23 protein-coding genes are annotated in these 24,116 nt (G+C 60.5%); 17 read left to right on the top strand and 6 right to left on the bottom strand.

Annotation, left to right across the window (positions count from 1 at the left end; all coding sequences use genetic code 11):
• The first annotated feature begins 268 nt into the window (after positions 1–268).
• The 8 genes from NW812_RS01240 (at position 269) to bchM (ending at position 9,024) form a co-directional block, all read left to right on the top strand.
• Entirely contained in the window at positions 269–1,675 is a 1,407-nt protein-coding gene (locus NW812_RS01240) for a PP2C family protein-serine/threonine phosphatase (protein WP_414393336.1), read from the top strand.
• A 157-nt stretch (positions 1,676–1,832) separates the two neighbouring features.
• Positions 1,833–2,030 (top strand): hypothetical protein, encoded by a 198-nt coding sequence (locus NW812_RS01245; RefSeq protein ID WP_414393338.1) that lies wholly within the window; start codon positions 1,833–1,835, stop codon positions 2,028–2,030.
• A gap of 88 nt (positions 2,031–2,118) precedes the next feature.
• Positions 2,119–3,528, top strand: a complete 1,410-nt coding sequence (gene argH / locus NW812_RS01250; protein ID WP_414393340.1) for an argininosuccinate lyase — start codon at positions 2,119–2,121, stop codon at positions 3,526–3,528.
• Positions 3,529–3,982: 454 nt separating this feature from the next.
• On the top strand, positions 3,983–4,177 hold the full coding sequence (locus tag NW812_RS01255) for a hypothetical protein (RefSeq protein WP_414393342.1): 195 nt from the start codon (positions 3,983–3,985) through the stop codon (positions 4,175–4,177).
• A 307-nt stretch (positions 4,178–4,484) separates the two neighbouring features.
• Positions 4,485–5,621 carry a non-hydrolyzing UDP-N-acetylglucosamine 2-epimerase gene (gene wecB / locus NW812_RS01260; RefSeq protein WP_414393344.1) on the top strand — a complete coding sequence of 379 codons (1,137 nt, stop codon included), beginning with the start codon at positions 4,485–4,487 and terminating at the stop codon, positions 5,619–5,621.
• 475 nt (positions 5,622–6,096) lie between these two features.
• Positions 6,097–7,206 carry a cell division protein FtsZ gene (gene ftsZ / locus NW812_RS01265; protein WP_414393345.1) on the top strand — a complete coding sequence of 370 codons (1,110 nt, stop codon included), beginning with the start codon at positions 6,097–6,099 and terminating at the stop codon, positions 7,204–7,206.
• A gap of 49 nt (positions 7,207–7,255) precedes the next feature.
• On the top strand, positions 7,256–8,233 hold the full coding sequence (locus NW812_RS01270) for a D-alanine--D-alanine ligase (protein WP_414393347.1): 978 nt from the start codon (positions 7,256–7,258) through the stop codon (positions 8,231–8,233).
• 125 nt (positions 8,234–8,358) lie between these two features.
• Positions 8,359–9,024 carry a magnesium protoporphyrin IX methyltransferase gene (bchM, locus tag NW812_RS01275; protein ID WP_414393348.1) on the top strand — a complete coding sequence of 222 codons (666 nt, stop codon included), beginning with the start codon at positions 8,359–8,361 and terminating at the stop codon, positions 9,022–9,024.
• Positions 9,025–9,142: 118 nt separating this feature from the next.
• Here the strand turns inward: bchM and NW812_RS01280 are convergent, their stop codons facing one another.
• The 3 genes from NW812_RS01280 to NW812_RS01290 all read right to left on the bottom strand — a co-directional run bounded on the left by NW812_RS01280 (position 9,143) and on the right by NW812_RS01290 (position 11,646).
• Entirely contained in the window at positions 9,143–9,889 is a 747-nt protein-coding gene (locus tag NW812_RS01280) for a peptidylprolyl isomerase (protein WP_414393350.1), read from the bottom strand.
• 15 nt (positions 9,890–9,904) lie between these two features.
• Positions 9,905–10,594 (bottom strand): hypothetical protein, encoded by a 690-nt coding sequence (locus tag NW812_RS01285; protein WP_414393352.1) that lies wholly within the window; start codon positions 10,592–10,594, stop codon positions 9,905–9,907.
• 140 nt (positions 10,595–10,734) lie between these two features.
• Entirely contained in the window at positions 10,735–11,646 is a 912-nt protein-coding gene (locus NW812_RS01290) for a DUF1517 domain-containing protein (protein WP_414393354.1), read from the bottom strand.
• Between the two features lie 205 nt (positions 11,647–11,851).
• Here NW812_RS01290 and NW812_RS01295 point away from each other — a divergent pair, with 205 nt between their 5' ends.
• The 3 genes from NW812_RS01295 (at position 11,852) to nusB (ending at position 15,782) form a co-directional block, all read left to right on the top strand.
• The gene (locus NW812_RS01295; protein WP_414393356.1) at positions 11,852–12,703 is read left to right on the top strand and encodes a Cof-type HAD-IIB family hydrolase; all 852 of its coding nucleotides are present in this window, start codon (positions 11,852–11,854) and stop codon (positions 12,701–12,703) included.
• A 15-nt stretch (positions 12,704–12,718) separates the two neighbouring features.
• Entirely contained in the window at positions 12,719–14,872 is a 2,154-nt protein-coding gene (locus NW812_RS01300; RefSeq protein ID WP_414393358.1) for an ATP-dependent helicase, read from the top strand.
• A gap of 79 nt (positions 14,873–14,951) precedes the next feature.
• Complete coding sequence (gene nusB / locus NW812_RS01305) at positions 14,952–15,782, top strand: transcription antitermination factor NusB (protein WP_414393360.1); 831 nt, start codon at positions 14,952–14,954, stop codon at positions 15,780–15,782.
• A 72-nt stretch (positions 15,783–15,854) separates the two neighbouring features.
• On the opposite strand, the gene cysE is transcribed toward nusB, so the two are convergent.
• Complete coding sequence (gene cysE / locus NW812_RS01310; protein WP_414393362.1) at positions 15,855–16,634, bottom strand: serine O-acetyltransferase; 780 nt, start codon at positions 16,632–16,634, stop codon at positions 15,855–15,857.
• 444 nt (positions 16,635–17,078) lie between these two features.
• On the opposite strand from cysE, the gene grxD reads away from it, so the two are divergent.
• Genes grxD through NW812_RS01325 form a run of 3 tightly spaced genes read left to right on the top strand, consistent with a single transcriptional unit; the run spans position 17,079 to position 18,121 of the window.
• Entirely contained in the window at positions 17,079–17,414 is a 336-nt protein-coding gene (grxD, locus tag NW812_RS01315) for a Grx4 family monothiol glutaredoxin (RefSeq protein ID WP_414393788.1), read from the top strand.
• A 14-nt stretch (positions 17,415–17,428) separates the two neighbouring features.
• Positions 17,429–17,731, top strand: coding sequence for a BolA family protein (locus NW812_RS01320; protein WP_414393364.1), 303 nt, complete (start codon positions 17,429–17,431; stop codon positions 17,729–17,731).
• Between the two features lie 39 nt (positions 17,732–17,770).
• On the top strand, positions 17,771–18,121 hold the full coding sequence (locus NW812_RS01325) for a phage holin family protein (protein WP_011429463.1): 351 nt from the start codon (positions 17,771–17,773) through the stop codon (positions 18,119–18,121).
• A 53-nt stretch (positions 18,122–18,174) separates the two neighbouring features.
• Here the strand turns inward: NW812_RS01325 and topA are convergent, their stop codons facing one another.
• Entirely contained in the window at positions 18,175–20,835 is a 2,661-nt protein-coding gene (gene topA, locus NW812_RS01330) for a type I DNA topoisomerase (protein ID WP_414393366.1), read from the bottom strand.
• Between the two features lie 192 nt (positions 20,836–21,027).
• On the opposite strand from topA, the gene NW812_RS01335 reads away from it, so the two are divergent.
• The 3 genes from NW812_RS01335 (at position 21,028) to NW812_RS01345 (ending at position 22,928) form a co-directional block, all read left to right on the top strand.
• Positions 21,028–21,453, top strand: coding sequence for a VOC family protein (locus NW812_RS01335; protein ID WP_414393368.1), 426 nt, complete (start codon positions 21,028–21,030; stop codon positions 21,451–21,453).
• Between the two features lie 177 nt (positions 21,454–21,630).
• Complete coding sequence (locus NW812_RS01340) at positions 21,631–21,783, top strand: photosystem II protein Y (RefSeq protein ID WP_414393370.1); 153 nt, start codon at positions 21,631–21,633, stop codon at positions 21,781–21,783.
• A gap of 29 nt (positions 21,784–21,812) precedes the next feature.
• Complete coding sequence (locus NW812_RS01345; protein WP_414393372.1) at positions 21,813–22,928, top strand: NAD(P)/FAD-dependent oxidoreductase; 1,116 nt, start codon at positions 21,813–21,815, stop codon at positions 22,926–22,928.
• 4 nt (positions 22,929–22,932) lie between these two features.
• Here NW812_RS01345 and NW812_RS01350 read toward each other — a convergent pair whose 3' ends face one another.
• Positions 22,933–24,087 carry an FAD-binding oxidoreductase gene (locus tag NW812_RS01350; RefSeq protein ID WP_414393374.1) on the bottom strand — a complete coding sequence of 385 codons (1,155 nt, stop codon included), beginning with the start codon at positions 24,085–24,087 and terminating at the stop codon, positions 22,933–22,935.
• Positions 24,088–24,116: the final 29 nt, after the last annotated feature.

Consider the following 24,116-nt stretch of genomic DNA (forward strand, 5'->3'; position numbering starts at 1 on the left):
TGGCTCTACCTTCCCCATGGAGGAGCACAGCCCGCAAAAAGCTTTACCGGCCCAGCCGCCCGCCGGGCGAGCAGGTTTGTCCTGGTCGGACTCCTTGCTTCCTCCCAAAGTTCTGCCTGCCTCGCTGCCGTCCACAACCGACCCGAGCACTCCCAGCTCAGGGCAGGAGGATCCCCGCTCTAGGCTTGGTACTGCCAAGGAGAAGGAGCCGCCAGCCCTCTTGCCCAGTCGGGCCAACAAAGCTGAAGCGGGAGCAGACCAGCAGTCGATGCTGTACTTGTTGGGAGGATTGGCTTTTGCCCTGCGCTCCTTCAATAACCTCAACCAGATCCTGGAGTTCACGGCTTTTGTGGCCAGCCAACTCACTGAGGCTGACGGGGGAGCGCTGGTGTTGTTTAACCCCAACGGCACCATTCAACTAGATCAACTGCACTGTTTCGATCTCGAGCGCCGCGAGCAGATTCGCGCCGAGATGGAGCAGATTGCCCAAGCCCTATCTGCTCAGGAGCCTCTTCTCAAACTAGAGGGATCCCTGGCGGTGAAGATCCCAGCTCTTGAACATCTTCTGGACGAGCGTCTGCGCCAGAGCCTGGGGCCGGATGGGCGCCTATTTGGCACGCCGCTGTTGATCCGTAACTCTGTCCAGGGTCGCTTGTACGTCTTCAGCCGCCAGCCCAACTACCACTGGACCGAGCCTCGCCAGCAACTTTTGCGCCTAGTGGCTGACCAAGCGGGTGTAGCCATCGAGAATGAGCGCCTGCGGACAGCCTTGCGCCGCAGAATGGCCCTGGAAAAGGAAATGGAGATCGGCTCCTACATCCAGACCCAGCTGTTGCCCCGCCAATACCCCCAAGTTCGGGGCATTCGACTGGCAGCCCGCTGCCGCGTAGCCAGCAAAGTGGGGGGCGACTACTACGATTTCATCAAGATCCCGAGGGGGCCTGCCTCTGCAGAGCCGGCCAGCAACCGGGCGGAACCGCCTGAGCCCTCCGCAGACTCTCGCCTAGCGATTGTCATTGGGGATGTCATGGGCAAAGGTGTACCTGCCGGGCTGCTAATGAGCATGACCCGCGCCATGGTGCGGGCAGAAGCTCTTAACGGCCACTCGCCGGCCCGCGTTCTCCAACATCTCAATCGGGCCATGTACAGCGATCTCAAACACTCCAGTCGCTTTATCAGCCTGTTTTACTCGGAGTACGATCCCTGCTCCCGTCGCCTGTGCTTTGGCAACGCCGCCCACAACCCTCCCCTCTGGTGGCAGGCCCGCACCCGCGAGATTCAGCCTTTGGATACGGAAGGGGCGCTGATTGGCTTGGAGGAGCACAGCCAATACTCAGAAAGCTGTGTGCAACTGCAGCCAGGAGATGTTGTAGTCTACTACACCGATGGCTATATTGAGGTTGCCAATACCCGCGGGGAGCGGCTGGAGACCGCCGGTCTAATGGATGCTATCCAGCGGGCTGCCAGCTGCTACGAGTCGCCAGAGGAGATCCTGGAAAGTCTCTTTGCGCAGATGGATGCTTTCCGAGGCCGCCAGGGAGTCCACTTTGTTGTCCCAGAGCCAGCGGTGGAGCTAGAGCTCCTGTTCCGGGAGGAAATTTCCCTGCGACCTATGCCGGTGGACGATACCACCCTGGTGGTGCTGAAGGTGTTGCCGGAGCCTGAGGCCGCCTAGCTCCAGAAGGTCTGTAGTCGGATGGCCAAGGGTAGGGCTACCGTTTGCGCTAGTGGGACGGAACCTCACCTGCCCTAGTGTGACGCGCAGAGTTTACAGTACTCTCTAGCTGGGGGAATTTGTCCGTCTTTACTTGAGCTTTACCGGAGGTATGGGCATGAACTTCACTTCCTCTTACCTGCCAGCTCCGCCCGCCTTGCAGACAAAGGCCATCGTTGCCCAGGTGTTCCGCCAAGATGTGCTGGGCGATATCCGCAAAGGTTGGAACAACTTTGTGGAATCAGGCCAAGTTTGGGCGCTTCTGATAGGGCTGGTGGCGGGCTACATGCTCAAGAGCATCACCAGCTCCCACTAAGGCTAGGTGGGCTTTGGCAGGGGTCTTCTAGCCATTGCAAGGCAGGCTTTTGTTTCCACGGCAGCCATCTCTTTGGGTGCTGGTTCCTATGCCTGAGCCAACCTCACCGTCCACCCCCCGTCCCTGGAGCAGCCGCTTCGAGGGATCCCTACACCCCCAAATTGCCCGCTTCAACGCCAGCATAAGCTTTGACATTCGCCTTTTGCCCTACGAGGTGGCCGGATCCCTGGCCCACGTGCAGATGCTGGGGGCCTGCGGCATCCTGAGCCGGGAAGAGGCGGAGCAAATTCGGCAAGGGCTGGAGCAGATCCAGAAAGAGGCAGCCGAGGGGAGTTTTCAGCCTGACCCAGAGGCTGAAGATGTCCACTACGCCGTCGAGCGCCGGCTGGTAGCGTTGGTAGGGGAGGTGGGGAAAAAGCTGCACACCGGCCGCTCCCGCAACGACCAAGTGGCCACCGACTTGCGCCTTTACCTGCGGGATCAAATTGACGCCATCCGCCATTCTCTCTGGGAGCTGCGAGGGGTTTTGCTGGAGTTGGCTAGCCAGCACGTGGAGACAATCCTGCCCGGCTACACTCACCTGCAGCGGGCCCAGCCCGTTAGCCTAGCCCATCACCTTTTGGCCTACGAAGAGATGTTCTGGCGGGACTGGCAAAGGCTGGGGCGAGTGCGGGAGGAGGTCAACGTCTGTCCCCTGGGATCTGGGGCGCTAGCCGGCACTTCCCTGCCCATCGACCGGCAGTTTGTTGCTCATCTGCTGGGGTTTGAGCGCATCAGTGCCAACAGCCTGGATGCAGTGAGCGACCGCGACTTCCTCGTAGAGTTCCACGCCGCCGCCAGCTTGATCATGGTTCACCTCAGCCGCCTCTCGGAAGAGATTGTCCTCTGGGCCTCGCAGGAGTTTGGCTTTGTCGCCCTCACCGATACCTGTGCTACCGGCTCTAGCCTTATGCCCCAGAAGAAAAACCCCGACGTGGCAGAACTAGTGCGGGGCAAAACCGGGCGGGTGTTTGGGCATCTGCAAGCCCTGCTGGTTACCCTCAAAGGGCTGCCCCTGGCCTACAACAAAGACTTGCAGGAGGACAAGGAGGGGCTTTTTGATACTGTCGATACTGTCAAAGCTTGCCTAGAGGCGATGCGGATCCTCCTGCGAGAAGGGATCCAGTTCCAAACCCAGCGCCTGGAGGCCGCGGTGCAGGCAGACTTTTCCAATGCCACCGATGTAGCCGACTACCTGGTGCGCAAAGGAGTCCCTTTTCGCACTGCTCACGACTTGGTGGGGCGGATTGTGCGCACCTGTCTTGCGGAAGGGATCCTGTTAAAGGACTTGCCCCTGGAGCGCTGGAAAAGCTTTCACCCGGCCTTTGAGGAGGATATCTTTACGGCCATCGATCCCCGTCAGGTTGTGGCTGCGCGGCTTAGCCCCGGGGGAACCGGTTTTGCCGCAGTGCGGCAGGCCCTGCAGCGAGCCCATGCCCGCCACCAGCAACCAGACTAGCGTAAACTCTGGCTCAGCCCACCCTAGGAGAAGCTCCCTAGTGGCGGCAGGATGCGATCCCGAACCATCTCCCCACCCCCCTTCCCTCTGGGGGAAGCGGGAGCAGCAGCCCCAAGTTTTAGCGACTTCCGCGCCCGTCCCTATTCCTGCTCTGAGGGCAAGATGTGGGAGTAGTTTCTGTACACCCTGCTGCGCCTCAACGGCATTCCCAACAAGGAGTTGGTGGTTGCTGTCATCCGCCAGCCCTAGAGATCGCCACTGGTTAGTGCAGGCAGGGCGGCAGTTGAGCTGGCTGCGGCGGGAGGGTTACGAGCGCCTGAGTGCAATTTTACGAAAGATTGAAGCCTAGGCGAAGAAATATTGAGAACAGCTCTGAATCATGCCGAAATAGCCTCTGAGGATGGTAGCCTGAAACAGACTCTGGGAAACACTCTTTACCTTCTCTTGGGTTGAAATGTCTAACAAGTTTAACCCCTTTGACAAACCCTCCAAGGGTAATTGGGCAGGCCGCACTTTTTCTGCTGCTGTTGGCGCCTCCTTGGCTGCTGGGGTTTGCATAGCTCACGGCAAGCCCCTTCTCCTCTCGCTGCTGGTGGCCACTTGGGCAACGGTGTTTACTCTCATCTGTGACGAAATGGAGTGGATTTAAGCCTAGCAGTAGCTTTGCCTTCTCCCACGACCAACATTTCTCTCATTTTGTGCGATAAAAGCTGAAAGAAGATCGTTAAAACCCAACCTAAAGAGAGGGATTCTTGTTCCTCCGCTTCGACTTCGGGGGCTGCAGGATCCCTCTTCATCTGTTCTAGTGGGCGTGTGGAGGTGGAGCTGCCACCAGGTTGCCTGTTGGCAGAGCTAAAGTGGGGCAGGTCTTCACGACAAGGGCAGCTATAGTCTCTGTTGAGAACCCTGCCGACCAAAGGCCCTCCGGAGCAGATTAGTCCATTGCCCTTGATCCCATGGCTTCCCCTCCTCTGGTTTCTGTAATCTTGGGTACGCGGCCCGAGGCCATTAAGCTAGCCCCAGTGATCCAGGCCCTGCGGGCCAGTCCCTACCTGCGCACCGAGGTCGTCCTGACGGGGCAACACCGAGAGATGGTGGATCAGGTGATGCGGCTTTTTGGCCTCCAGGCGGACTGGGACTTGGGGATCATGCGGCCTTGCCAAAGCCTAGCTGATATTACCGAAGCCACCCTGCGCGGCCTAGAACCCTACTTGCAAGGGAAACAGCCCCAACTGGTTTTGGTCCAGGGTGACACCACGACAGCCTTTGCTGCCGCCCTAGCTGCTTTTTACCAACGCATTCCCGTGGGGCATGTGGAAGCCGGCCTGCGCACCGACGATCTTTACCACCCTTTTCCCGAGGAGGCCAACCGCCGCCTCATCTCCCAGTTGGCTACCCTCCACTTTGCCCCCACGCCGCAGGCCGTGGAAAACCTCAAGCGCAGCCACGTGGTGGGATCCATCTACTGCACGGGCAACACCGTCATCGATGCCCTACAGCAGGTGGCTTCCCTTGGGATCCCCTGTCCTATCCCCGGCCTAGACTGGAAGCGCTATCGCGTTTTGCTGGTTACCATACACCGGCGGGAAAACTGGGGGGATCCCCTTCAAGCCATTGCCAAGGCTCTCCTGCGACTTTTGGCTGAGTTCCCCGACACGGCTATTCTTTTGCCTCTCCACCCCAACCCAGTCGTGCGGGAGCCCCTGCAAGCGCTCTTGGGATCCCAGGAGCGGGTCTTTCTCACTGATCCCTTGGACTATCCCTGCTGGGTAAGCGCCATGCAGCGCTGTACTTTCATTCTCACTGATTCGGGTGGCATTCAGGAAGAGGCCCCTGCCCTGGGCAAGCCAGTGCTGGTGCTGCGGCAAACCACTGAACGCCCCGAGGCGATTGCTGCTGGCACCGCCCGCCTGGTCGGCACCCACCCCGAAAAGATCCTGGAGGCGGCTCGGGAGTTGCTTACCGACCCTCAAGCCTACGCCCGCATGGCACAAGCCAAAAACCCCTTCGGTGACGGCACAGCCGCCCAGCAAATTTGCCGCCTCATCGAGAGTCAGTTCACCTCAAGAGCTAGTATTCTAAGCAGAGATTAGCTTACAGGAAGATACCAGCCTGTTTTAAGGGCAACGGTCTATCCCCTTCAGCTCTATGTACTGTAGAGCATATGGGTTCGTAGGCAGGTTAGCATTCCTAGAAAGCTCAACTTCAAGGGGGGATGCGTAAGTAAAGTAGCGAACATAAAAGAGCCTAGACTATCCCAGTGAGGCCTTTTGGAAGCTGTTACCTGGCAAAAAACGTTTTTAACATTGGCAAAGAAGGGGAGTTGCCTTAGGATCGGCTAGGATGTTTAGCATTGGCTAGGATAATAACTAGGATAATAAAGATATCCTGAGGGCTGATATGCCATCCAGTTGGTCTTATACCTCCTTCCCTAGTCCTGATCAGGGTCTGGAGCAGGCCCACTCAGCTTCTTCTTGCTCCAGCCGACCCTCCCTAGGCGAAGGGCTGGCAGCCAACTTTGAAGGGAACGGGGCTCAGACTAAGGCGGCAGGTTATCCAGAGGAAAGCATGCTGAGCAATGCCGCAAAAATCAAGGTCGTGGGGGTGGGGGGAGGAGGTGGCAACGCAGTCAACCGGATGGCAGCTAGTAATCTCAAGGGCGTCGAGTTTTGGAGCATCAACACCGATGCCCAGGCGCTTGCCCAATCCTCGGCGCCAACAGTCAACCGTCTGCAAATCGGGCAAAAGCTAACTCGTGGACTAGGGGCAGGCGGCAATCCGGCCATTGGTCAAAAAGCGGCCGAGGAGTCCAGCGAGGAAATTGCCGCCATTCTCAAAGGGGCAGATCTGGTCTTCATTGCTGCTGGCATGGGAGGGGGCACAGGAACGGGGGGAGCGCCAGTGGTGGCCCAGATTGCCAAGGCTAGCGGCGCCCTGACCGTGGGAGTGGTGACGCGGCCTTTTTCTTTTGAGGGCAAGCGGCGCGCCAAGCAAGCTGAAGAAGGGATCCAAGCCCTGCAGGAGGCAGTGGATACCTTGATTGTGATCCCCAACGACAAGTTGCTCTCGGTAATCTCTGAGCAAACCCCTGTGCACGAAGCCTTTCGCGTTGCCGATGATGTCCTACGCCAGGGAGTGCAAGGTATCTCGGACATCATTCTCATCCCCGGCATGATCAACGTGGATTTTGCCGATGTGCGCAGCGTCATGGCCGATGCTGGGACTGCCCTGATGGGCATTGGGATGGGATCCGGTAAGTCCCGTGCCCGCGAAGCCGCCATTACTGCTGTGTCCTCTCCCCTTTTGGAAACCTCCATCGAGGGGGCCAAGGGCGTACTCTTCAACATCACGGGCGGACTGGATCTGTCGTTGCACGAGGTAACGGTAGCAGCGGAGATCATCGCCGAGGCTGTAGATCCAGAGGCCAACATTATCTTTGGCACGGTGCAAGACGAGCGCATGCAAGGCGAGGTGCGCATCACCGTTATCGCCACAGGTTTTGACCGCTCGCGATCGGCTGCTAGCCCTCCCGCGGCGAAGACCTCCACAGCCAACTCGGTGGGAACGCGCAAGCCCTCCTCAGAGCCACCCCCTCGGCAGCCCCCTGAGCCTGAGCCCCCGACTTCTGGGGGGTTGGACATCCCCGAGTTTTTACGCCGCCGCCGTCCCACCCTCTAGCCAGGGGAGGGGGCAATGCTGGGGAAAGCTTTGGAGGTGGGGAGGAGTCATGAACATTGTTGTACTAGCGGGAGGCCGTTCGGCAGAACGGCAGATCTCCCTAGTGACAGGGAGAGCCTGCAAGCGGGCTCTGGAGGACTTGGGGCATCGGGTCAAGCTCATCGACCCGGAGGAAGATTTGCCCCTGCGTCTCTGGCAGGAACGGCAATCTGGCTGCGACTTCGTCTGGATTGCCCTGCATGGTCCGGGTGGCGAGGATGGTGTGGTGCAGGGGATGCTGGACTGGCTGGGCCTGCCCTACCAGGGATCCGGGCCGCTGGCCAGCGCCCTAGCTATGGACAAGCTGGTCTCCAAGCAGATCTTTCGTGCCGAAGGGGTCCCTACCCCTGACTGGTTGGTCTGGGATGAGGCACAGCCGCTCTCCTGGGCTGAGTGTGCGGCGCGCTTGGGATCGCCGCTGGTGGTAAAGCCCAGCAACAGTGGCTCGACGCTGGGGATCAGCATTGTGCAGGATGAGCAGTCGTTTGCCCAGGGGCTGGAGTTGGCCCGCTCGATCTCAGCGCGGGTTTTCCTGGAGCGCTACATTCCTGGCAAGGAGATTACCCTTGCTATTCTCTCCGGCCAAGTTCTGCCGGCCATTGAGATCATCCCGGCGCGAGGGGATTTCTACGATTACGAAGCCAAGTACGCCCCCGGCGGCTCGCGGCACTTGATCCCCTGTTCCCTCAGCTCGTCAGGATTAGCCCGCTGTGAGGCCGTGGGCCTCGAGGCCTATCGGGTGCTGGGGTGCGAGGGCTTGGCGCGGGTGGATCTGCGGGTGGACGCCGACGAGAACCCCTGGGTGCTGGAGGTGAATACCTTGCCTGGCATGACTCCTACCTCCCTCTGTCCTGAGGCAGCGGCGGCTCTGGGCTGGACGTTTACGGAGCTGGTAGACCGGATCTTGCAAGATGCCCTGCAGAGAGCGGCTGCAACTCGTTCAGCCTTGCCTGCATCTCGGTCTTCTCCGCTGGGTTCGCCAGCCTGATAGGAACGCTGGCTTTCTGGTAGCAGCGCCTCCGAAAGTGGCGGCAGCGGCTTCGGGGTAAAATTGGGCAGAAAGGCCCCCTGCAGAGGAGGTTTCCCTGCAGAGGCAGGGCAGCGGTGAGTTCTATGCAAGAAAAAACCATTGTCCGCAATTATTTCAACACCGTTGGCTTCGAGCGCTGGCGCCGCATCTACGGCGAAGAGGAAGTTAACTTCGTCCAAAAGGACATCCGACTGGGCCATGCCCGCACGATTGAAACGGTGTTGCAGTGGCTGGGGGATCCCTCCGGTTTGCGCATTTGCGATGCCGGGTGTGGGGTGGGCAGCCTTAGCCTGCCTCTGGCTGCTCGTGGGGCGCAGGTGTTTGCCAGCGACATTTCCGAACAAATGGTCAACGAAGCACGTCGCCGGCAGCAGATTGAGCTGGGATCCCTGGACAACCCCCAGTTTCAGGTCTTGGATCTGGAGGAGCTAACGGGGCAGTACGATGTTGTCATCTGCCTGGACGTGATGATCCACTACCCCGAAGCCGACGCCCTGCGCATGCTTAAGCACTTGACCAGCCTGGCCAAGTCCCGCCTGATCTTCAGCTTTGCTCCCAAAAGCCCCTGGCTGACGCTGCTCAAGAAAGTAGGGGAGTTCTTCCCTGGATCCACCAAAACCACCCGTGCCTACCTCCACCGCGAGGCCACCTTGGTCAGCCACCTTGTCGGGTGGGGCTGGAAAGTCCAGCAACGACAAGCCATTCAAACCCGCTTCTACTTCGCCCGTCTGCTCGATCTGGTGCGCTAAATCCGGCGGAGGGGAGCCGATAACTTTTGCAGGACAAGCCGCGCCTTGTCCTACACTTCCCAATCGGGTGTTGGCAACTGGAAACGGCGGCCTCTTGGCAAGGGAACGGTCGGGATCCCTAGTTTGCAGCTGGCTTTGGACTTCCCGGCACTCGCAGCAGCTCTGCCCCTTCGAGTACCCGCGCCGAGCGGATGACATCTCCCACCTGGATGCGCTCCACCCACTCCAGGCCACCGGTGACATAGCCAAACACGGCATAGCGCCCATCCAAAATTGGCAGAGCAGAGAGGGCGATATAGAACTGGGAAGAGGCCGAATCCAGAGGGCTGGAGCGGGCCATGCCCACCGCCCCCAAACGATGGGGCAAAACCAACTTGCTCAGGGCTACGGGATCCTCAATCAAAGTGTTGTAGCGGGGGTAGGGTTCTCCGCGCACCTGGATTTCCAAAGGGATAGTGCGCAGGCGGTTGCTGCCTGGCTCGGTGGCGCCACCGGTGCCATCCCCTCGGGGATCTCCTCCCTGCACCACAAACGGTTGGGGATCTTTCTCTACCCGATGGAAAGTCAAGCCGTTGTAGAAGCCCCGCTGCACCAAGTCGACAAATTGGCCAGCCGTAAGGGGCGCCGCATCGCCGCGGATCTCTAGAAGCACCCGCCCTAGGCCTTCGGCGGTCTCGATTTCCAGTTCCACCACTGCCTTGCCCTGCAGCTGGGGGCGATCGGCGTAGGCCGCCGGGATCCCCTTTGAGGCTTCCGGTGCAGGAGGCATGCTGCGGCAGGCCAGCAGACTGAGACAGACATATCCCAACACGCAGGCAATCCCCGCCCTGCGACGGCTCCCTTTCCCCAGCCTGCCCACTGCCATCTGTGCGCTTCCCTCCTAAATTGACTGAGGTAACCCCAACTGCAGGGTAACGCTGCGGACGCCATTGCTCACGGCCACCCCGTGGGGGCTGATGGAGGTGACCCGCCACTCGCCTTTCACCGTCTGGCCAACCGGCACCTGCCGCATCACTTTGTCCACCAAGATCAAGGCCTTGGGAGCGCCTGGATCGTGGATCAACCCCACCAATTTCATCTGCGGCGGTGCTGGAGGCGGAATCCGTGCGGGCGGATTAGACACGCGAGCGGAAGGGGGAGGGCCGGCTGCTAGAGCAACAGAGGGGCTGGCGGCCGCTGTCAGCCTTGCCGAGGGCGCCTCTGGCTTCTTCCCTCTTGGCTCTTGAGACGGAACCTGTTCAGGCAACTTGGGAGGGTTTTCATCCTTCGAAGCCAAGGAGAGCTCTTGGGCTGGTAGGGAAGCAGAATAGACAGGCTCAGGCCTCTCGTGGCTGGGATCAACTACCAGCTGCGGGCGCAGGGTCATCCAAAAGGCCAGACCTGCCACCAGCGCGGCTGCCGAAGCCAAGCCCAGCAGCAGTCCACCTCTCGCTGAAGAACGGCGGGGAAGCAAAGGGGGGCGCGTACCCCAATAGGGATACTCCTCCGCCCCCTCTTCCTCTAGGCTTTGCTCCAACTCCTCCAAGAGCTCATCCAGCAGAGAGTCTGCTTGAGTTGTGTAGCTGGACAAGGCCCACGGAGAACAACGGCTCCTGGCTGCTGAAGCATCAAACCCAGACACGGAAACAGGCCCTCCCTACCTTGGACGGCAAGGAGCCCGCGGCTTGAAACACCCCAGCCGCCAACCGCCGTCTCCCTAGCCCAGCGACCTTAGAGGAGCCGCATTTCTGGGTACTCGGTCAACAGCGCCTCTGCCGACAGGGTGTCTCCTTCTAGCTGCGGCGTCCACAGCACCTCGATGGCCACAATCCGCTCGGCAGGGATGGAGGCCAACTGCATCAGCCACTGCCGCAGCTCCGCCACAGACTTAACTACAGGTAGTGTACCTAAGTTACCGCGATACGCAACCAGTAGAGTGACGACCAGGTACTCGCCAACCTCGGGGATCCCGGCAGCCGCCCGCCGCAGAGCTGCTTGAGGAAGCTGCTGGATCTGGTTGTTGCGGTTGGTGAGGGTTTCGGCGCTAAACTTGCTCCGCTCTTGCAAAGAGGCTTGATAGAACAGGGATTCGGCGCGGGAGAGGGGCAGCTTCTCCGCCTCGGCATAGCCATAGGCCCAGTAGTCGCTGTAGCGCATCAAGCCAAGGCTAACCTCTTGCAACAATTGGCTCAGCCCCTCTGGTGACTGGGTATCCGCTTCCAGAGCCAGCGCATTGATCTCCTTTTGCAGTTGGCGGGCGCTGGCCAGTAGGCCCACCTTCACTTGGGCAACGGTTACCTGCGGGTCGCCAACTTCCTCTTCTTCGGCAACAGCCGAGCGCAGGCTGCGCACTAGAAAGCTACCAGCCCCAATCAAGAGCAGCAACGCCAGCAGGCTGCCACCGCCTCCCCAAAACAAGGGCACCACCAGCGGAAAGCCAAACCCCCCGCCATAGCTGGGGTACACGGGAGCCGAGCGAGGGCCGACAGAGCGGGGAGCCGAGAAGGTCGGGGAGCGGAAAGAGCCGCCGCCAATGCGGCCACCGCTGCGCGCCCAGACAGCGCTCACAGGGGCCAAAGCCAGGATCAAAGCCAGGGCAAGAGCCAACAGAGAGCGGCAGGTGCGACCAATTTGTTTCAGCATGTTCACAGTTTATCCATCACAGGGCTAGTCCTTACTCAATTGTAGGCTTTCTCCTCAGGCGCTAGAGGCCAAGGACGCGCTCCGCTTAACCAGCAGCTTGGAGCATTACAGACCATTACAATCTGTAGCGAGCCCCCTAGAGATGGGCACTAGACCCCTAACCCATGGGCAAATAGGGGCCGGCAGGCGGTCAAGAGGAGGAGCAATGCAAGTGGAAGTGCCAGTTCAAGAGCGATCTCTTCAGCCCTTGGCCCAGAGGAAGATTCGGCTATTGGTGTTGGACATCGATGGCACGCTGGCGGGGCCTTCCAACCAGGTTTCGGAGCCAGTGCGGCAAGCCATTCAAAGGGCCAAAGCCGCAGGCGTGCGGGTGGCCATTGCCACCGGTCGGATGCATTGTTCTGCCGAGCGATTTCACTATGAGATTGGAGCCGATATGCCGCTCTGCAGCTACCAGGGGGCACTCATTCGCGATCCCGATAGCCAAAAGACGTTAAAGCACTGGTGCTTGGACTGGTCGCTGACTGAAGAGTTGTTGCAGCTGCTGCAGGATCTGCCGGTGGGGGTGCACCTCTACATCGACGACCAGCTCTACTTGCGGGAGCTCAACCCCTTGAGCCGCGCCTATGCCGAGCGCTCGCAGGTGCCGTTTCAGATCTTTTCTCCTGCCCAATATGGGCAAAGACCCACCAAGATCCTGGTGGTTTCGGAAGATACGGAGTTTTTGCAGGAACTCCAGAGATCCCTGCGGCAGCGGTATTCTCCCGAGCAGCTCTACCTCACGCGGTCAGAGCCCATTTTCTTGGAAGCCACCCACCCGGCAGTCAACAAGGGCAATGCAGTGCGCTTTTTGGCAGAAGAGGTGTTAGGGGTGTCGGCAGAGCAGGTCATGGCCATTGGCGATGGCGACAACGACATCGAGATGTTGCGGTATGCAGGGATCGGGGTAGCCATGGGGAATGCCTCGCCGGCCTTGCTGCCCTATGCCGATTGGGTTGCCCCTCCTGTTACCGAAGATGGGGTGGCGGTGGCCATCGAGACCTTTATCCTCAACTAGGCAGGGAGGCAGGGCGTGGCAGCTTCTCCTTTCCCCCAGCTCATCCTGCGCCCGGAGCAGCAACAGGTCTTGGCCTATCAATCGGGGCCACTGGGGATTTCCGCTGTTCCAGGAAGCGGCAAGACGTTTATCCTGGAGCTGCTAATTGCCGATCTCATCCTCAAGCGCGGCGTCCCACCGGAGCGCATTGGGGTGTTTACCTACATGCGTTCGGCGCGGGTTAACTTGCTGCGCCGTATCAACCAACGCCTGCAGGAGGCAGGCTACCCAGATCGCTTTACCCAAGCCTTTACCTTGCATTCGCTGGCACTGCGGGTGTTGCGGGAGGCCCCAGGCCCTTGGGAGGAGCTGTCCATCTTGGAGGGGTATGAGCAGGAGCGCCTCCTCACCCGCCTTTGCCGCGCCTGGCTCAACTCCCACACCCACCTCTGGGAGCCTTTGATCCCTACGGATGAGCATTTCCCCCAAAAGGTAGCCCAAAACCGGCGGCGGTTCCGGCGCAGCTTCCAGGAGATGGTGCAGGCGGTAATTAGCACGGCCAAGAATCTCCGCCTAGGGCCGGAGGCGCTCCCTCGCGAGGGCTACCTAGGCTGGGCGGCTCCTGTGTACGATGCCTACCAAGCGGAGCTGCGCCGCCGCGGCCAGCTGGACTACGACGACCTGGGCTGGCAGGCCATGGATCTGCTGGAGCGCGACGCGGAGCTGCGGCGGCAGGTGCAAAGCTGGTACGACTACCTGTTCGAGGACGAGGCCCAGGACAGCTCCCCCCTGCAGGAAGAGCTGCTGCGGCTGCTCAGCCAGCGCACGGGCAACCTGGTGCGGGTAGGGGATCCCAACCAGAGCATCATGGGCACCTTCACCACGGCTGAGCCACGGCTGTTTCGCGCCTTTTGTCAGGCCAGCCCCCAAATCATCTCCCTACAGGAGTCCAGCCGCAGCGCTCCCCAGATCCTGGAGCTAGCCAACCGCCTGGTGGACTGGGTTACTCGGGAACACCCAATCCCAGCCCTGCGCACTGCCCTGGCCCCCCAGCCCATTCGCCCAGCCAGTGCCGGCAGCCCAAATCCCCCGGCTAGCGAAGGACAGGTGGAGTTTCGCTGCGTCAGCGGCACTCCCGAGCGGGAGCTGCAGGAGGTGGCCCAGTGGGCTCTGGCAGCCGCCCAAACCTTCCCCGACCAGACAGTGGCTATTCTGGTGACCACCAACGAGCTGGGGGGCAAGGCCCTCGACTACCTGCGGGAAATGGGAGGGGAGCGGGTTGTCGACCTGTTGCGGGGCAGCCCCAGCCAGCGACGGGTGCTGCTGCAGCTCAAGGGGGTAATTGACTGGTTGGCCGAGCCCACTTCCTCTGCTCGCCTGGCTGCGGCAGTGGATCGCCTGGCCGATTGGGCCGGGATCCCGCGAACTGAGCTGGAGCCAATGCTGGGCTGGATCCGCGCCTCGCTGCCGGAGCGGCTGCTCTTTCCCCAGTTTGATCCAGCCCCCGTGCTGCCTGAGAGCCCCTCTTGGCAGAGCTTGGGCCGCTTGCTGCGCACCCTGGCCAGTTGGCTGCGGGCCGGGCGGTCTCCCTGGCCGGAGGTGCTGAATGTCATTGTCCAAAGCCTCTACCGCAAGCCGGAAGAGCTGTTTGTGGGCTGCTATGTCCTCAACCAGCTGGAGCAGGTGCTGGGATCCCTGCCCGAGACCGATTGGCAAGAAGTTGCCCAGGAGTTTCAGGTAATTCTGGATCGCCGCCTCCACAACCTGCCCTCCGAGATCTTGGCCTTCAACCCCGAGCCGGGCACGATCACGGTTGCCACTCTGCACCGGGCCAAGGGTTTGGAGTGGGATCAGGTTTTCATCCCCCAGGTGTCGGCCTACGAGTTTCCTACCCACTACGAGGAGCGACCGGTGGGGCTGAGGTTTTTGGAAGACGTCGATATGAAGGCAGAAGCCCTAGCCCAGTTGCGGCAGCTCAGCCCCAGAAGCTACTGGGATCTGCAGGCCAACTCTCCTACCGAACAGGCCTTTTTGGACTTGGCTGCCGAGCGGTTGCGGCTGCTGTATGTGGGCATCACCCGCAGCAAACGGCGGCTGACCCTCTCGGTCTCTACCCAATCTTCCTATGGCAAAGAGCAGAGCCCAGCTTTGGCCTTTCGCGTGCTCAGGCACAGTTTCGGGCTCAATTAGCCCCAGTCCAGCCCTCCCACGGCCTGCTAACATAGCTAAGCCCACGGGGGCAGTCGTTACAGGCCATGGGTGTTTTGCCATGCAACCTCGCCGTGTTGCCCGCGAACTGGCCTTGCTGGGGGTCAGCCAACTGCCGACCACGGCGGCCAAACTCAGCGAAAAACAATTGGAAGACTTGCTGTTGGCAGCTATCCGCACCTTGCAGGAAGAAACCCATGAAACCCTTGCAACCGCAGCAGCGGAGATCCAGCGCAGCGACCGCCTGTTGCAGGAGAGCGATCCCCTGTTGTTGGCCGTTTCTGAGGCGAAGGAGGAGAGCGGATCCCGTTCCCTGGCTCTCCGCCTTCAGCAGGCCCAGCGGCAGCTACAGCGTCTGGAAAGGGCTTTGCAGGAGGTCGCTGTGCCAAAGGAGTTGCCGGAGCTGGTCTACCAAGCCCAGGTGGCCCTCGGCAACGCGGGTCAAGCCCTGGAGCACCTGGAGCAGCGGCTGCAGAGCGTCCGCCACATCCTGGAGGAAGTTGTTCAGTTGTCCCAAAAGGCCGTCAACCGCCTGGGGGCTGCCCTCTCCATGCCGGAGCTGTTGCACATTGTCCAAGCGCCGGAGGTGCGCGCCTATGCCCTGCAACTGTTGACTGCCCTGCACACCCACAAGGAAGCTATCGATGCGCGCCTGCAGGGGGTCTTGGTGGGCTGGCAACTGCAGCGGGTGGGGCGGATCGAGCGCGATATCCTGCGCCTGGCGGTGGTGGAGATGGAAATACTGGCCAGCAGCCCCGTTAAGGTCGCCATCAACGAAGCTGTAGAGTTGGCCAAAAAGTATGGGGATCCGGAGGCTGCCGCTTTCGTCAACGGCGTGCTGCGACGAGTGGTGGACAGCCAGGAGACACTTGCTGACAGTTCCCCCGGCTAAAACCGGGATCCCAAGATCTGCCTTGGACAATGGCAGGGGATCCCCCCAAGAAACCTCTTGCACGGCTGCTGCTTATTCGCCTCTAGCCTGTTCTTGCCGGGCCTGCTCCCGCTCTTGCTTGAGGTGGGCTACCTCGGCTTCCAGCTCTTGAATGCGGTGCAGCAACTGCTCAATTGCCCGTCCTACCGGGTCGGGCATGAGGTGGTGGTCGAGGTCAATGCCGTGGGCGGGGATGCGGCGCTGATGGGGTGGGAGGACTGCCCGGCCTGGGATCCCAACCACCGTCATCCCAGGGGGCACATCGTGAATCACGACGGCGTTGGCTCCAATGCGGGCTCTAGCGCCAATGCGGACTGGGCCAAGGATTTTCGCTCCTGTGCCTACAATTACCCCATCTTCCAGGGTAGGATGCCGTTTGCCCTTCGTCCAAGAGGTGCCCCCCAAGGTAACGCCGTGATAGATGGTAACATCGTCGCCAATTTCCGCAGTCTCGCCGATGACCACGCCGCAGCCATGGTCGATGAAAAAGCGCCGTCCAATCCGGGCTGCTGGGTGAATTTCAATCAAGGTGAGGGAGCGGGAAATAGAACTGATCAGCCGGGCCAGCAAGAAGCAGCGCCGCTGCCACAGCCAATGGGCGATGCGGTGCAGAAACAAGGCATGGACGCCTGGGTAGGTAAGGAGGACCTCCCAGCGGTTGCGAGCTGCCGGATCCCGCTCAAAGACACAGTCGACATCTTCCCAAAATTGCTGCCAGAACCCCAGCTTTGGCTTTGGCTGGCTGGAGGGGGGAGCCTCACCTCTGTCTAGTTGGGAGCTTTCTGCCGCCGACTGCTTGGCCTCAGTCAGCATGAACGGTCTCCGATAGGGAACCTCCACTTCTCCCCTTCTAGCACTTTTTGTTGCCAGTGGGAGGGATCCCTGGCAGCCTACACCTGTTGACCAAGAAAACTGGGTTCAAGCCCCGCCCTTAAGGCCTCCGGCCCGAAGAGCGCGAGAGGGCGGCTTTTGCTAGAATGCGAAAATTGCTCCACCCATTCATAGGAGGGTGCAGCGCACAGCTAAACGTATCTGGGCTTAGGCCCAGTAGTTGGGGCTATGGCATCCCCCATAGGGTTGAGGTTTAAGCCTCATGCTCTTTCGCCTACGGCGGCGCGGAGCGCTTTGTAGCTCAGCCAGTAGGAAGCATCCTGCTGTCTGAGAAAGAATCCCTGCCCTTTAGGGCAGGGAGAATGTCAAGCCACCTAGAAGTGAACGAAAATGAGATCACGGCTAGTGCTTAACTTGCAAGCGGCTATGCTAGACCCTCTTTTGGAAGAGAAAATCCGCGAGCAAATTCGCACCCACAAGGTGCTGATTTACATGAAGGGCACCCCGGAAATGCCCATGTGTGGGTTTTCCTACACAGCTGTGCGCATTTTGGACAGCTTGGGCTTCCCCTACACAGCTATTAACGTGCTCGAGGATCCGGAACTTCGGCAAGGGATCAAAGAGTTTTCCAACTGGCCAACCCTCCCACAAATCTATATCAACGGGGAGTTCATTGGCGGCTGTGACATTCTCCAGGAGATGCATGCCCGCAACGAGCTGCGCCCCCTGGTGGAAGCCGCCTTTGCCAAGGCTGATCCTTAACCTTGAGGGATCCCATGCTCACCTTGGATGGCCTGCGGCAGCTCCTGGCTGAAAAGCTGCAAGCTCTCTACGTCCACGTGGAGGACGAGTCGCACCGCCATGCTGGCCATAGGGGACGGCACCAGGGAGTGGGAGGACACTACCACGTACAGGTGGTGTCGCCTCTTTTTACTGGCAAAACGCTTTTGCAGCGCCATCGCCTAGTGTACGCCGCCCTAGGCGAGCAGATGGGGCAGAGCATCCATGCCTTGGCCCTGCAAACGTACAGTCCCGAGGAGCTGCCGGCCTCCGAGATGTCTCGCATTGAAATAGCATAGAGGGCGAAACGGCTGCCCCAGCGAGGGAAGGGAGAAGGTATGGCAGCTCTTTTAGCCACCTGGCTGATGTCGGCCTTGAGCGTGATGATTTTGGCTTGGCTCTTGCCTGGGATCCACGTCTCCGGGTTTGGAGGCGCCTTGGTAGCGGCACTAGCCATTGGTTTGGTGAATAGCTTGGTGAAGCCACTCCTGCAGTTGATTACCCTACCGCTTACGATCTTCACTTTTGGTCTGTTTTCCCTAATTTTGAACGCCATTTGCTTGCTCATTGCCGACAAGCTTGCCGGTGACGCCTTCAAGGTTGACAACTTCGGCTGGGCACTGGTTGGGGCAATTGCCCTCTCCATCATTAGCAGCTTGGTTCGGAGCATTTTTGAACAAGCTGCTTAGTTTCCTTGCAGAACAAGCCGAGTTAGCCAGCAAGTTGCCCCTACCCCCACCGCTCAAGCCCGAGCTTTGGGGACAGCCTCCAGCAGGGTGGGAGGGGATTGTTGCTTCTGGGGAGCAGCTTCAGCCTTCTTGGCCCGCTTGGCCGCCGCTGGTCGGCTGGCTTTTGCCTGGCCCTTGCCCTCTTTTTCCGCCAGCAGTTCCAGAGCCATCTCCAGGGTCACGGCTGCAGGGGAGAGATCTTTGGGCAGCGAGGCGTTGACTTTGCCGTGCTTGACGTAGAGCCCATAGGGGCCGTCGTGGAGAGTTACGGGCTTGCCATCCTCGGGGTGGGATCCCAGCTCGCCTAGGGGTTTGGCCGAGGCGCGACTGCGGCTCTTTTTGGGTTGGGCCAACAGCTCCAGGGCCCGCTCCAAGCTAATGGTCAGGACATTCTCATCGGGGGGCAGCGAGCGAAACTCCCCGTCGCAAGCCACGTAGGGGCCGAAGCGGCCAATACCGGCCTGCACCTTTTTCCCCGATTTGGGGTGTTCGCCCAACGTACGGGGTAGGCTCAGCAACCCCAGGGCAATCTCTGGAGTGACGTCCTCCGGCTTTAGCCCTTTGGGCAGGGAGACGCGCTTAGGCTTTTGGTTTTCCTCAGAAACTTCCCCCAACTGCACATAGGGTCCGTAGGGGCCCTTCGGGATCACATAGATCGGCTCTTGGGTCTCTGGGTGGAAGGCGATGGGCTTGGGGCCTTCCTGCTTGCGCCGGATGAGCTCCTCGATGTGTTCAAGGGTCAAGTCGGCAGGGGGAATATCCTCAGGTAGGTTGGCACGTACCTCTCCTGCTTCGGTTTCGACCACCACATAGGGTCCGTAGGGGCCAATACCAATCTTGGCGGGCAGGTTTTCTAGGTGAATGGAGCGAGCCAGGTTAGGGTCAATTTCTAGCTCCCGTGCCTTCACTTGCCCCTCAAGGCCCTGCTCACCCAGGAAGAAGTGGCGCAAATAGGGCAGCCACTCTGCCTGGCCAGAGGCGATGTCGTCCAGGGTTTGCTCCATCTCGGCAGTGAAGTGGACGTTGACGAGGTTGGGGAAGTATTTTTCCAGCAGCTCGGTAACGGCAAAGGCCGTGTAGGTGGGCACAAGGGCGCTTCCCATCAACCTCACGTAGCCCCGGCTCTGGATGGTACTCAGGATGGTGGCATAGGTGCTGGGCCGGCCAATGCCCTCCTTTTCCAACACCTTCACCAGGGAGGCTTCGGTGTAGCGGGGCGGAGGTTGGGTTTCATGAACCACCGGCTCCAGCCGCAGGCAGTCCACTGGCTCCCCTACCTGTAGTAGGGGCAGGTGCACCTCTTGATCTTCCAAAGCCGCCTCTGGGTCGTCGGATCCCTCTACGTAGGCGCGGAAGAAGCCGGGGAAGTCAATGCGCTTGCCGCTGGCCCGGAATACCGCCTCGTCGACCGTAATGAGCACAACCGTGTGGGTTTGCCGCGCCTCAGCCATTTGGCTAGCGACGGTACGCTTCCAGATGAGGTCGTAGAGGGCCAGCTCCTGCCCCGTGAGCGGGGTTTGGCTGGGCAGGCGAAACTCCGAGCCAGCAGGGCGAATGGCCTCGTGGGCTTCTTGGGCCCCTTTGGTTGTAGTGGTGTACTGCCGCGGCTCAGGGCTGAGGTACTCCCTGCCGTACATCGCCTCCACGCAGGCGCGGGCAGCACGGATGGCCTGCTCTGACAAATGCACCGAGTCGGTGCGCATGTAGGTGATGTAGCCCTCCTCGTAGAGCTTTTGGGCAATGCGCATCGTCTGCTGGGCTGACAGGCGCAGCTTGCGGTTGGCCTCTTGTTGCAGCGTGGAGGTGGTGAAGGGAGGGGCGGGCTTGCGGATGGAGGGGCGCTCTTCTACAGAGCTGACCACCCAGACTTTCCCCACTAAGCGCTCCCGCAGGGACTCCGCCTGGGCTTGATCCAAGAGCACTACCTCTCGCCCGGCTATCAGCTGCCCCGTGCTGGGATCGAAGTCTTGTCCACTGGCTAGCCGCTTGCCACCCAGGCTCACCAGCTCTGCTGGGAAAACCGTTGCCGAACCAGCGCCCTTTGACTGCAGCTCTGCTCGGAGATCCCAGTAGAAGGCTTTCTTGAAGGCCCGCCGCTCCCGCTCCCGATCCACCAAGAGCTTAACCGCCACCGACTGCACCCGCCCGGCTGAGAGCTTGGGGCCAATCTTTTTCCACAGCAGCGGCGACAGAGTGTAGCCCACCAGGCGATCCAGGATGCGGCGGGTCTCTTGGGCCCGCACCAGTTGCTCATTCACCTCGCGACAATTTTGCAGGGCCTCCTGAATGGCCTCGCGGGTGATCTCGTGGAACACCATGCGGCGGGTAGGCACCTTGGGCTGCAACACCTGTTGCAGGTGCCAACTGATGCTTTCTCCCTCCCGGTCTTCGTCGGTGGCCAGGATCAGCTCATCTGCTTTCTTGAGCGCCTCCTTCAGCTCCTTGACCACCTTTCTTTTGTCTTTGGGGATCACGTAGAGAGGCTCGAAGTTAGCGTGGACATTGACCCCTAGGCGGCTCCACTCTTGGTCTTTCACCTCCTCGGGAATGTCGGCAGCCGACTCGGGCAGATCGCGCACATGCCCCATTGAGGCCTGCACCTCATAGTCGGCGGGCAAGAAGCTGCGGATGGTACGAGCTTTGGTAGGAGATTCAACAATGACCAGCTTGGGCATGATGAGGTCTAAAAAGACTGACTGCGGCTACCGCGCCCCCCACTTTTGGCGGGCTAGGGCGTGCTGTAAGAGTTGCTCAAGAGTTAGGGACTCTTCTCTGGAGCGTAGCAAGTCTGTCTGCGCTTGACTAGGCAGCTTTCGCTAGGCCTCCTCCTGAGACTCCAGTTGCCAGATCTGGGGACACTCCTGACCATGCACCACTTTTCGATTCGCACTGCCGATATCTTCCGCTCCATGGCCTTCTACGAGAGGCTGGGCTTTGCAGTGGAAGAACGGTTCACTGCCGGGATCACTTTGGCCTGCTGGATGCGCGGTCCCTGGGGCCGCCTGGAGCTGATTCAGGTACCCCAGCCTCACCCTGCCCCCGATCCCTTTGGAGATCCCCACTATGTGGGCTACTACCACCCCTCTTTTGAAGTGGGCCCCGAATGGGGATCCCTGGCCACCTACCTAGAGCATTTACAAGCGCAAGGGCCCCTAACCGTGGTGTTGCCGCCTCAATGCCAGAAAATTGGGTCTCAAACCTACGAGGTGGCTTTCATTGCCGATCCCGATGGCCTGCCGATCGAGCTTATCCGTCCGCAGGGATCCCTAGCGTCAAAAGCGGAGCCGGCTTAACCAAGGCTGCCGCCAGCTAAGGCCCAGGGCCCAAGGAGCGCAAGCAGGCTTCAGCGCCATAGAGGAGGTGTTGCCCAGCGCACCCTTGAAAGCATCCCCGCCCTTGGGGGCTGGGGGGAACGTCAATTGGGTTTATCCTGGACGTAGGTTGTGTTGCCCTTGGAGAGGACAGAGCTTATGGAGATGGATCTCCGTCCCCTGCTCATTCTGGCTCCTGTTGTTTTAGCTGTAAGCTGGGCCGCTTACAACATCATCAAGGCTGCCATCAAGGGGGAAGCCAAGCTCTTTGGCGAGAGGGGTAACAACCCCTTTGGCAAGAGCAACAGCTAGGATCCGTTGGCAGCTCCTAGACTCCCTGTATGTCGGACGCAAATCCCCCAGAGGCAGGGCCGTCGCCTGCGCTGGCTGACCGGAAGTCAGCGGATGTCATTGTTGTCGGAGCAGGGGTGGCCGGCTTAACCTGCGCACGGCAACTGTTGCGGGCAGGGCTGCAGGTTCTGGTACTGGAGAAATCGGCAGGCCTTGGCGGGCGCATGGCCACTCGACGGGTTCAGCACGCTGGACAGACAGTGCCCGTAGATCACGGAGCGCAGTACCTGACTGCCGATTCCGATGGCTTCTATCGCTGGGTCAGGGAGCTCCTGGGCCTAGGACTGCTGAGGGAGTGGACCCGTTCCTTGCATCTGCTGGATCAGGAAGGGCTGCACCTAGAAAATGCCAACGACCAGAAGCCGCGCTATGTCTCTCCCCAGGGCATGACGGCGCTGGCTAAGCAGCTAGCTGCTCCCCTAGCGGTTTACACCCAAACTCGGGTAGTGGGCCTCGAGCCCCAGCCAACCAGTTGGCAAGTGCAAGCCGAAGATGGCCAGTGCTACGAGGCTGCGGCCCTGGTGATGGCCATCCCCGCTCCCCAGTTGCTGCCTTTGCTGCGAGGAAAGATTACTCCTGGGGACAACCTGTTATCCCTTTTGGAATCCGCTGCCTACCAGCCTTGCGTTGCCGTGTTGGCCAGCTACGCCGAAGACACGCCGCTGCCCCCCTGGAAAGGGATCAAGGGTTTGGACGATCCCCTATTGGCTTGGGTGGCCCTAGACAGCAGCAAGCGGCCCCAGCCCCTGCCGCCGCTGGTGGTTTTGCACGGGGGAGCGGAGTGGTCGTCGCTGTATCTCGAGGCCGCGCCTGAGGAGCTGGAAAAGGCCGGTCGAGAGCTGCTGGCCCATGCTGCCCAGCGCTTGGGATCCTGGCTGGCCTCGCCGCAGTGGATCCAGGTTCACCGCTGGCGCTACGCTCTTCCTGGGGAGGCGATAGGTCTAGCCAGCCTTGGCACCTACGTTCCTACGGGTTCTGGCAAGAGACTCCCCCTGGTGTGCGCTGGCGATTGGTGCGCTGGAGGTCGCGTAGAAGGGGCCTGGCTCTCTGGCCAAGATGCTGCTAGAACCTTGCTGGAGATGTTGGGGAGGGGAGGGCGCTCCTAAGCAGTTAGACTAAACGGGGGCCGAAAATTCCAGCCGGGTCAAACTGCTGCTTCAGCCTCTGCATCAAGGTTGCTGTCGGGCCAAAGTTGGGGGCTAGGGCGGTTTTTAGAGCCGGCGGCGCCTCCAAGAGCACAAGAAACCCCCCCGCAGCCTGGAGATGGCGCTGCAGTTGCAGCAGAGATCCCTGCTCAGGCTGAGGGATCCAGGCTCGCCCCAATCCGCAGCCGCGGTGCAGTTGCACCTGGGCGCTAGGGAAAAGGGATTGGAACTGCTCCAGAGTTGCCAGGCTTTGGCTGGGCGGGCAGCCAAACTTGGCCAACACCATCCCCGAACGGGGCAAGGGCAGAGGCGGAGCCCCAGGCCTTACCTCTTGCCAGCTCAATCCTGGAGGAGCTAGCCGCTGCACCAGAGCCGTCTGTTGGGCAACTACCCGCTCCGAGCCGTGGAAGTGGATCCAGAGCTGGGATCCCTCCCCCCTTAGCCAGAGATCCACCCCCGCTGGGCTGACCGGCGCATTCAGCACCTGCCGAGCCAGGACCTCCAAGTCGGCCAGGGCTCCTGTGGCCAGCAAGGTTGCTTGGGCCGCCGGCAAAGGATAGAGCCGCAGGGTTACCTGCGTCAGGATCCCCAAACTGCCCAGGGATCCAGTAAACAACCTCGTCAGGTTGTAACCGGCTACGTTCTTAACCACCCGTCCCCCCGCTTTAGCCACCTCCCCGTCGGCCCGCACCCAGGTGATGCCCAGCACGAGGTCGCCAATGCTGCCGTAGCGCCAGCGCAGCGAGCCCGTATCGGCGGTGGCGATAATGCCGCCCACTGTGGCCCAGTCAGGGTAAAGGGGATCCACCGGCCACCATTGCCCTTGCTCGGCCAGGATCTGCTGCAGCTCCGCCAAGGTCATGCCGGCCTCTACTGTTACGGTCAGGTCGGCAGCCGCATGGTCAATGAGGCGGCGCAGCCCCCGGGTGGAGAGGATGAGATCCACTGTTTCCAGGCAAGGGGCCCATCCCCACTTGCTCCCCTGCCCCAGCGGCAGCACCTTCCGCCCCTGGCACTCCCTGAGGATTTGAGCCAGTTCCGCAACGGTCGAGGGAGTTTGGATGGGGATAGCAGTGGCTTGGCTGGAAAGAAAAGCCGCCAGCGCAGGAGAAAAAGCCATAGTTGCCCCAAGACTTCTTTTGTAGGCAG

Origin of the sequence: Synechococcus sp. O70.2, from assembly GCF_047462135.1 — a bacterium.
Classification (GTDB): Bacteria; Cyanobacteriota; Cyanobacteriia; order Thermostichales; family Thermostichaceae; genus Thermostichus.

Bases quoted from the DNA above. Each gene is read 5' to 3' on its own strand.
- NW812_RS01240 (WP_414393336.1), top strand. From the start codon at position 269: ATGCTGTACTTGTTGGGAGGATTGGCTTTTGCCCTGCGCTCCTTCAAT.
- NW812_RS01245 (WP_414393338.1), top strand. From the start codon at position 1,833: ATGAACTTCACTTCCTCTTACCTGCCAGCTCCGCCCGCCTTGCAGACA.
- argH (WP_414393340.1), top strand. From the start codon at position 2,119: ATGCCTGAGCCAACCTCACCGTCCACCCCCCGTCCCTGGAGCAGCCGC.
- NW812_RS01255 (WP_414393342.1), top strand. From the start codon at position 3,983: ATGTCTAACAAGTTTAACCCCTTTGACAAACCCTCCAAGGGTAATTGG.
- wecB (WP_414393344.1), top strand. From the start codon at position 4,485: ATGGCTTCCCCTCCTCTGGTTTCTGTAATCTTGGGTACGCGGCCCGAG.
- ftsZ (WP_414393345.1), top strand. From the start codon at position 6,097: ATGCTGAGCAATGCCGCAAAAATCAAGGTCGTGGGGGTGGGGGGAGGA.
- NW812_RS01270 (WP_414393347.1), top strand. From the start codon at position 7,256: ATGAACATTGTTGTACTAGCGGGAGGCCGTTCGGCAGAACGGCAGATC.
- bchM (WP_414393348.1), top strand. From the start codon at position 8,359: ATGCAAGAAAAAACCATTGTCCGCAATTATTTCAACACCGTTGGCTTC.
- NW812_RS01280 (WP_414393350.1), bottom strand. From the start codon at position 9,889: ATGGCAGTGGGCAGGCTGGGGAAAGGGAGCCGTCGCAGGGCGGGGATT.
- NW812_RS01290 (WP_414393354.1), bottom strand. From the start codon at position 11,646: ATGCTGAAACAAATTGGTCGCACCTGCCGCTCTCTGTTGGCTCTTGCC.
- NW812_RS01295 (WP_414393356.1), top strand. From the start codon at position 11,852: ATGCAAGTGGAAGTGCCAGTTCAAGAGCGATCTCTTCAGCCCTTGGCC.
- nusB (WP_414393360.1), top strand. From the start codon at position 14,952: ATGCAACCTCGCCGTGTTGCCCGCGAACTGGCCTTGCTGGGGGTCAGC.
- cysE (WP_414393362.1), bottom strand. From the start codon at position 16,634: ATGCTGACTGAGGCCAAGCAGTCGGCGGCAGAAAGCTCCCAACTAGAC.
- grxD (WP_414393788.1), top strand. From the start codon at position 17,079: ATGCTAGACCCTCTTTTGGAAGAGAAAATCCGCGAGCAAATTCGCACC.
- NW812_RS01320 (WP_414393364.1), top strand. From the start codon at position 17,429: ATGCTCACCTTGGATGGCCTGCGGCAGCTCCTGGCTGAAAAGCTGCAA.
- NW812_RS01325 (WP_011429463.1), top strand. From the start codon at position 17,771: ATGGCAGCTCTTTTAGCCACCTGGCTGATGTCGGCCTTGAGCGTGATG.
- topA (WP_414393366.1), bottom strand. From the start codon at position 20,835: ATGCCCAAGCTGGTCATTGTTGAATCTCCTACCAAAGCTCGTACCATC.
- NW812_RS01335 (WP_414393368.1), top strand. From the start codon at position 21,028: ATGCACCACTTTTCGATTCGCACTGCCGATATCTTCCGCTCCATGGCC.
- NW812_RS01340 (WP_414393370.1), top strand. From the start codon at position 21,631: ATGGAGATGGATCTCCGTCCCCTGCTCATTCTGGCTCCTGTTGTTTTA.
- NW812_RS01345 (WP_414393372.1), top strand. From the start codon at position 21,813: ATGTCGGACGCAAATCCCCCAGAGGCAGGGCCGTCGCCTGCGCTGGCT.
- NW812_RS01350 (WP_414393374.1), bottom strand. From the start codon at position 24,087: ATGGCTTTTTCTCCTGCGCTGGCGGCTTTTCTTTCCAGCCAAGCCACT.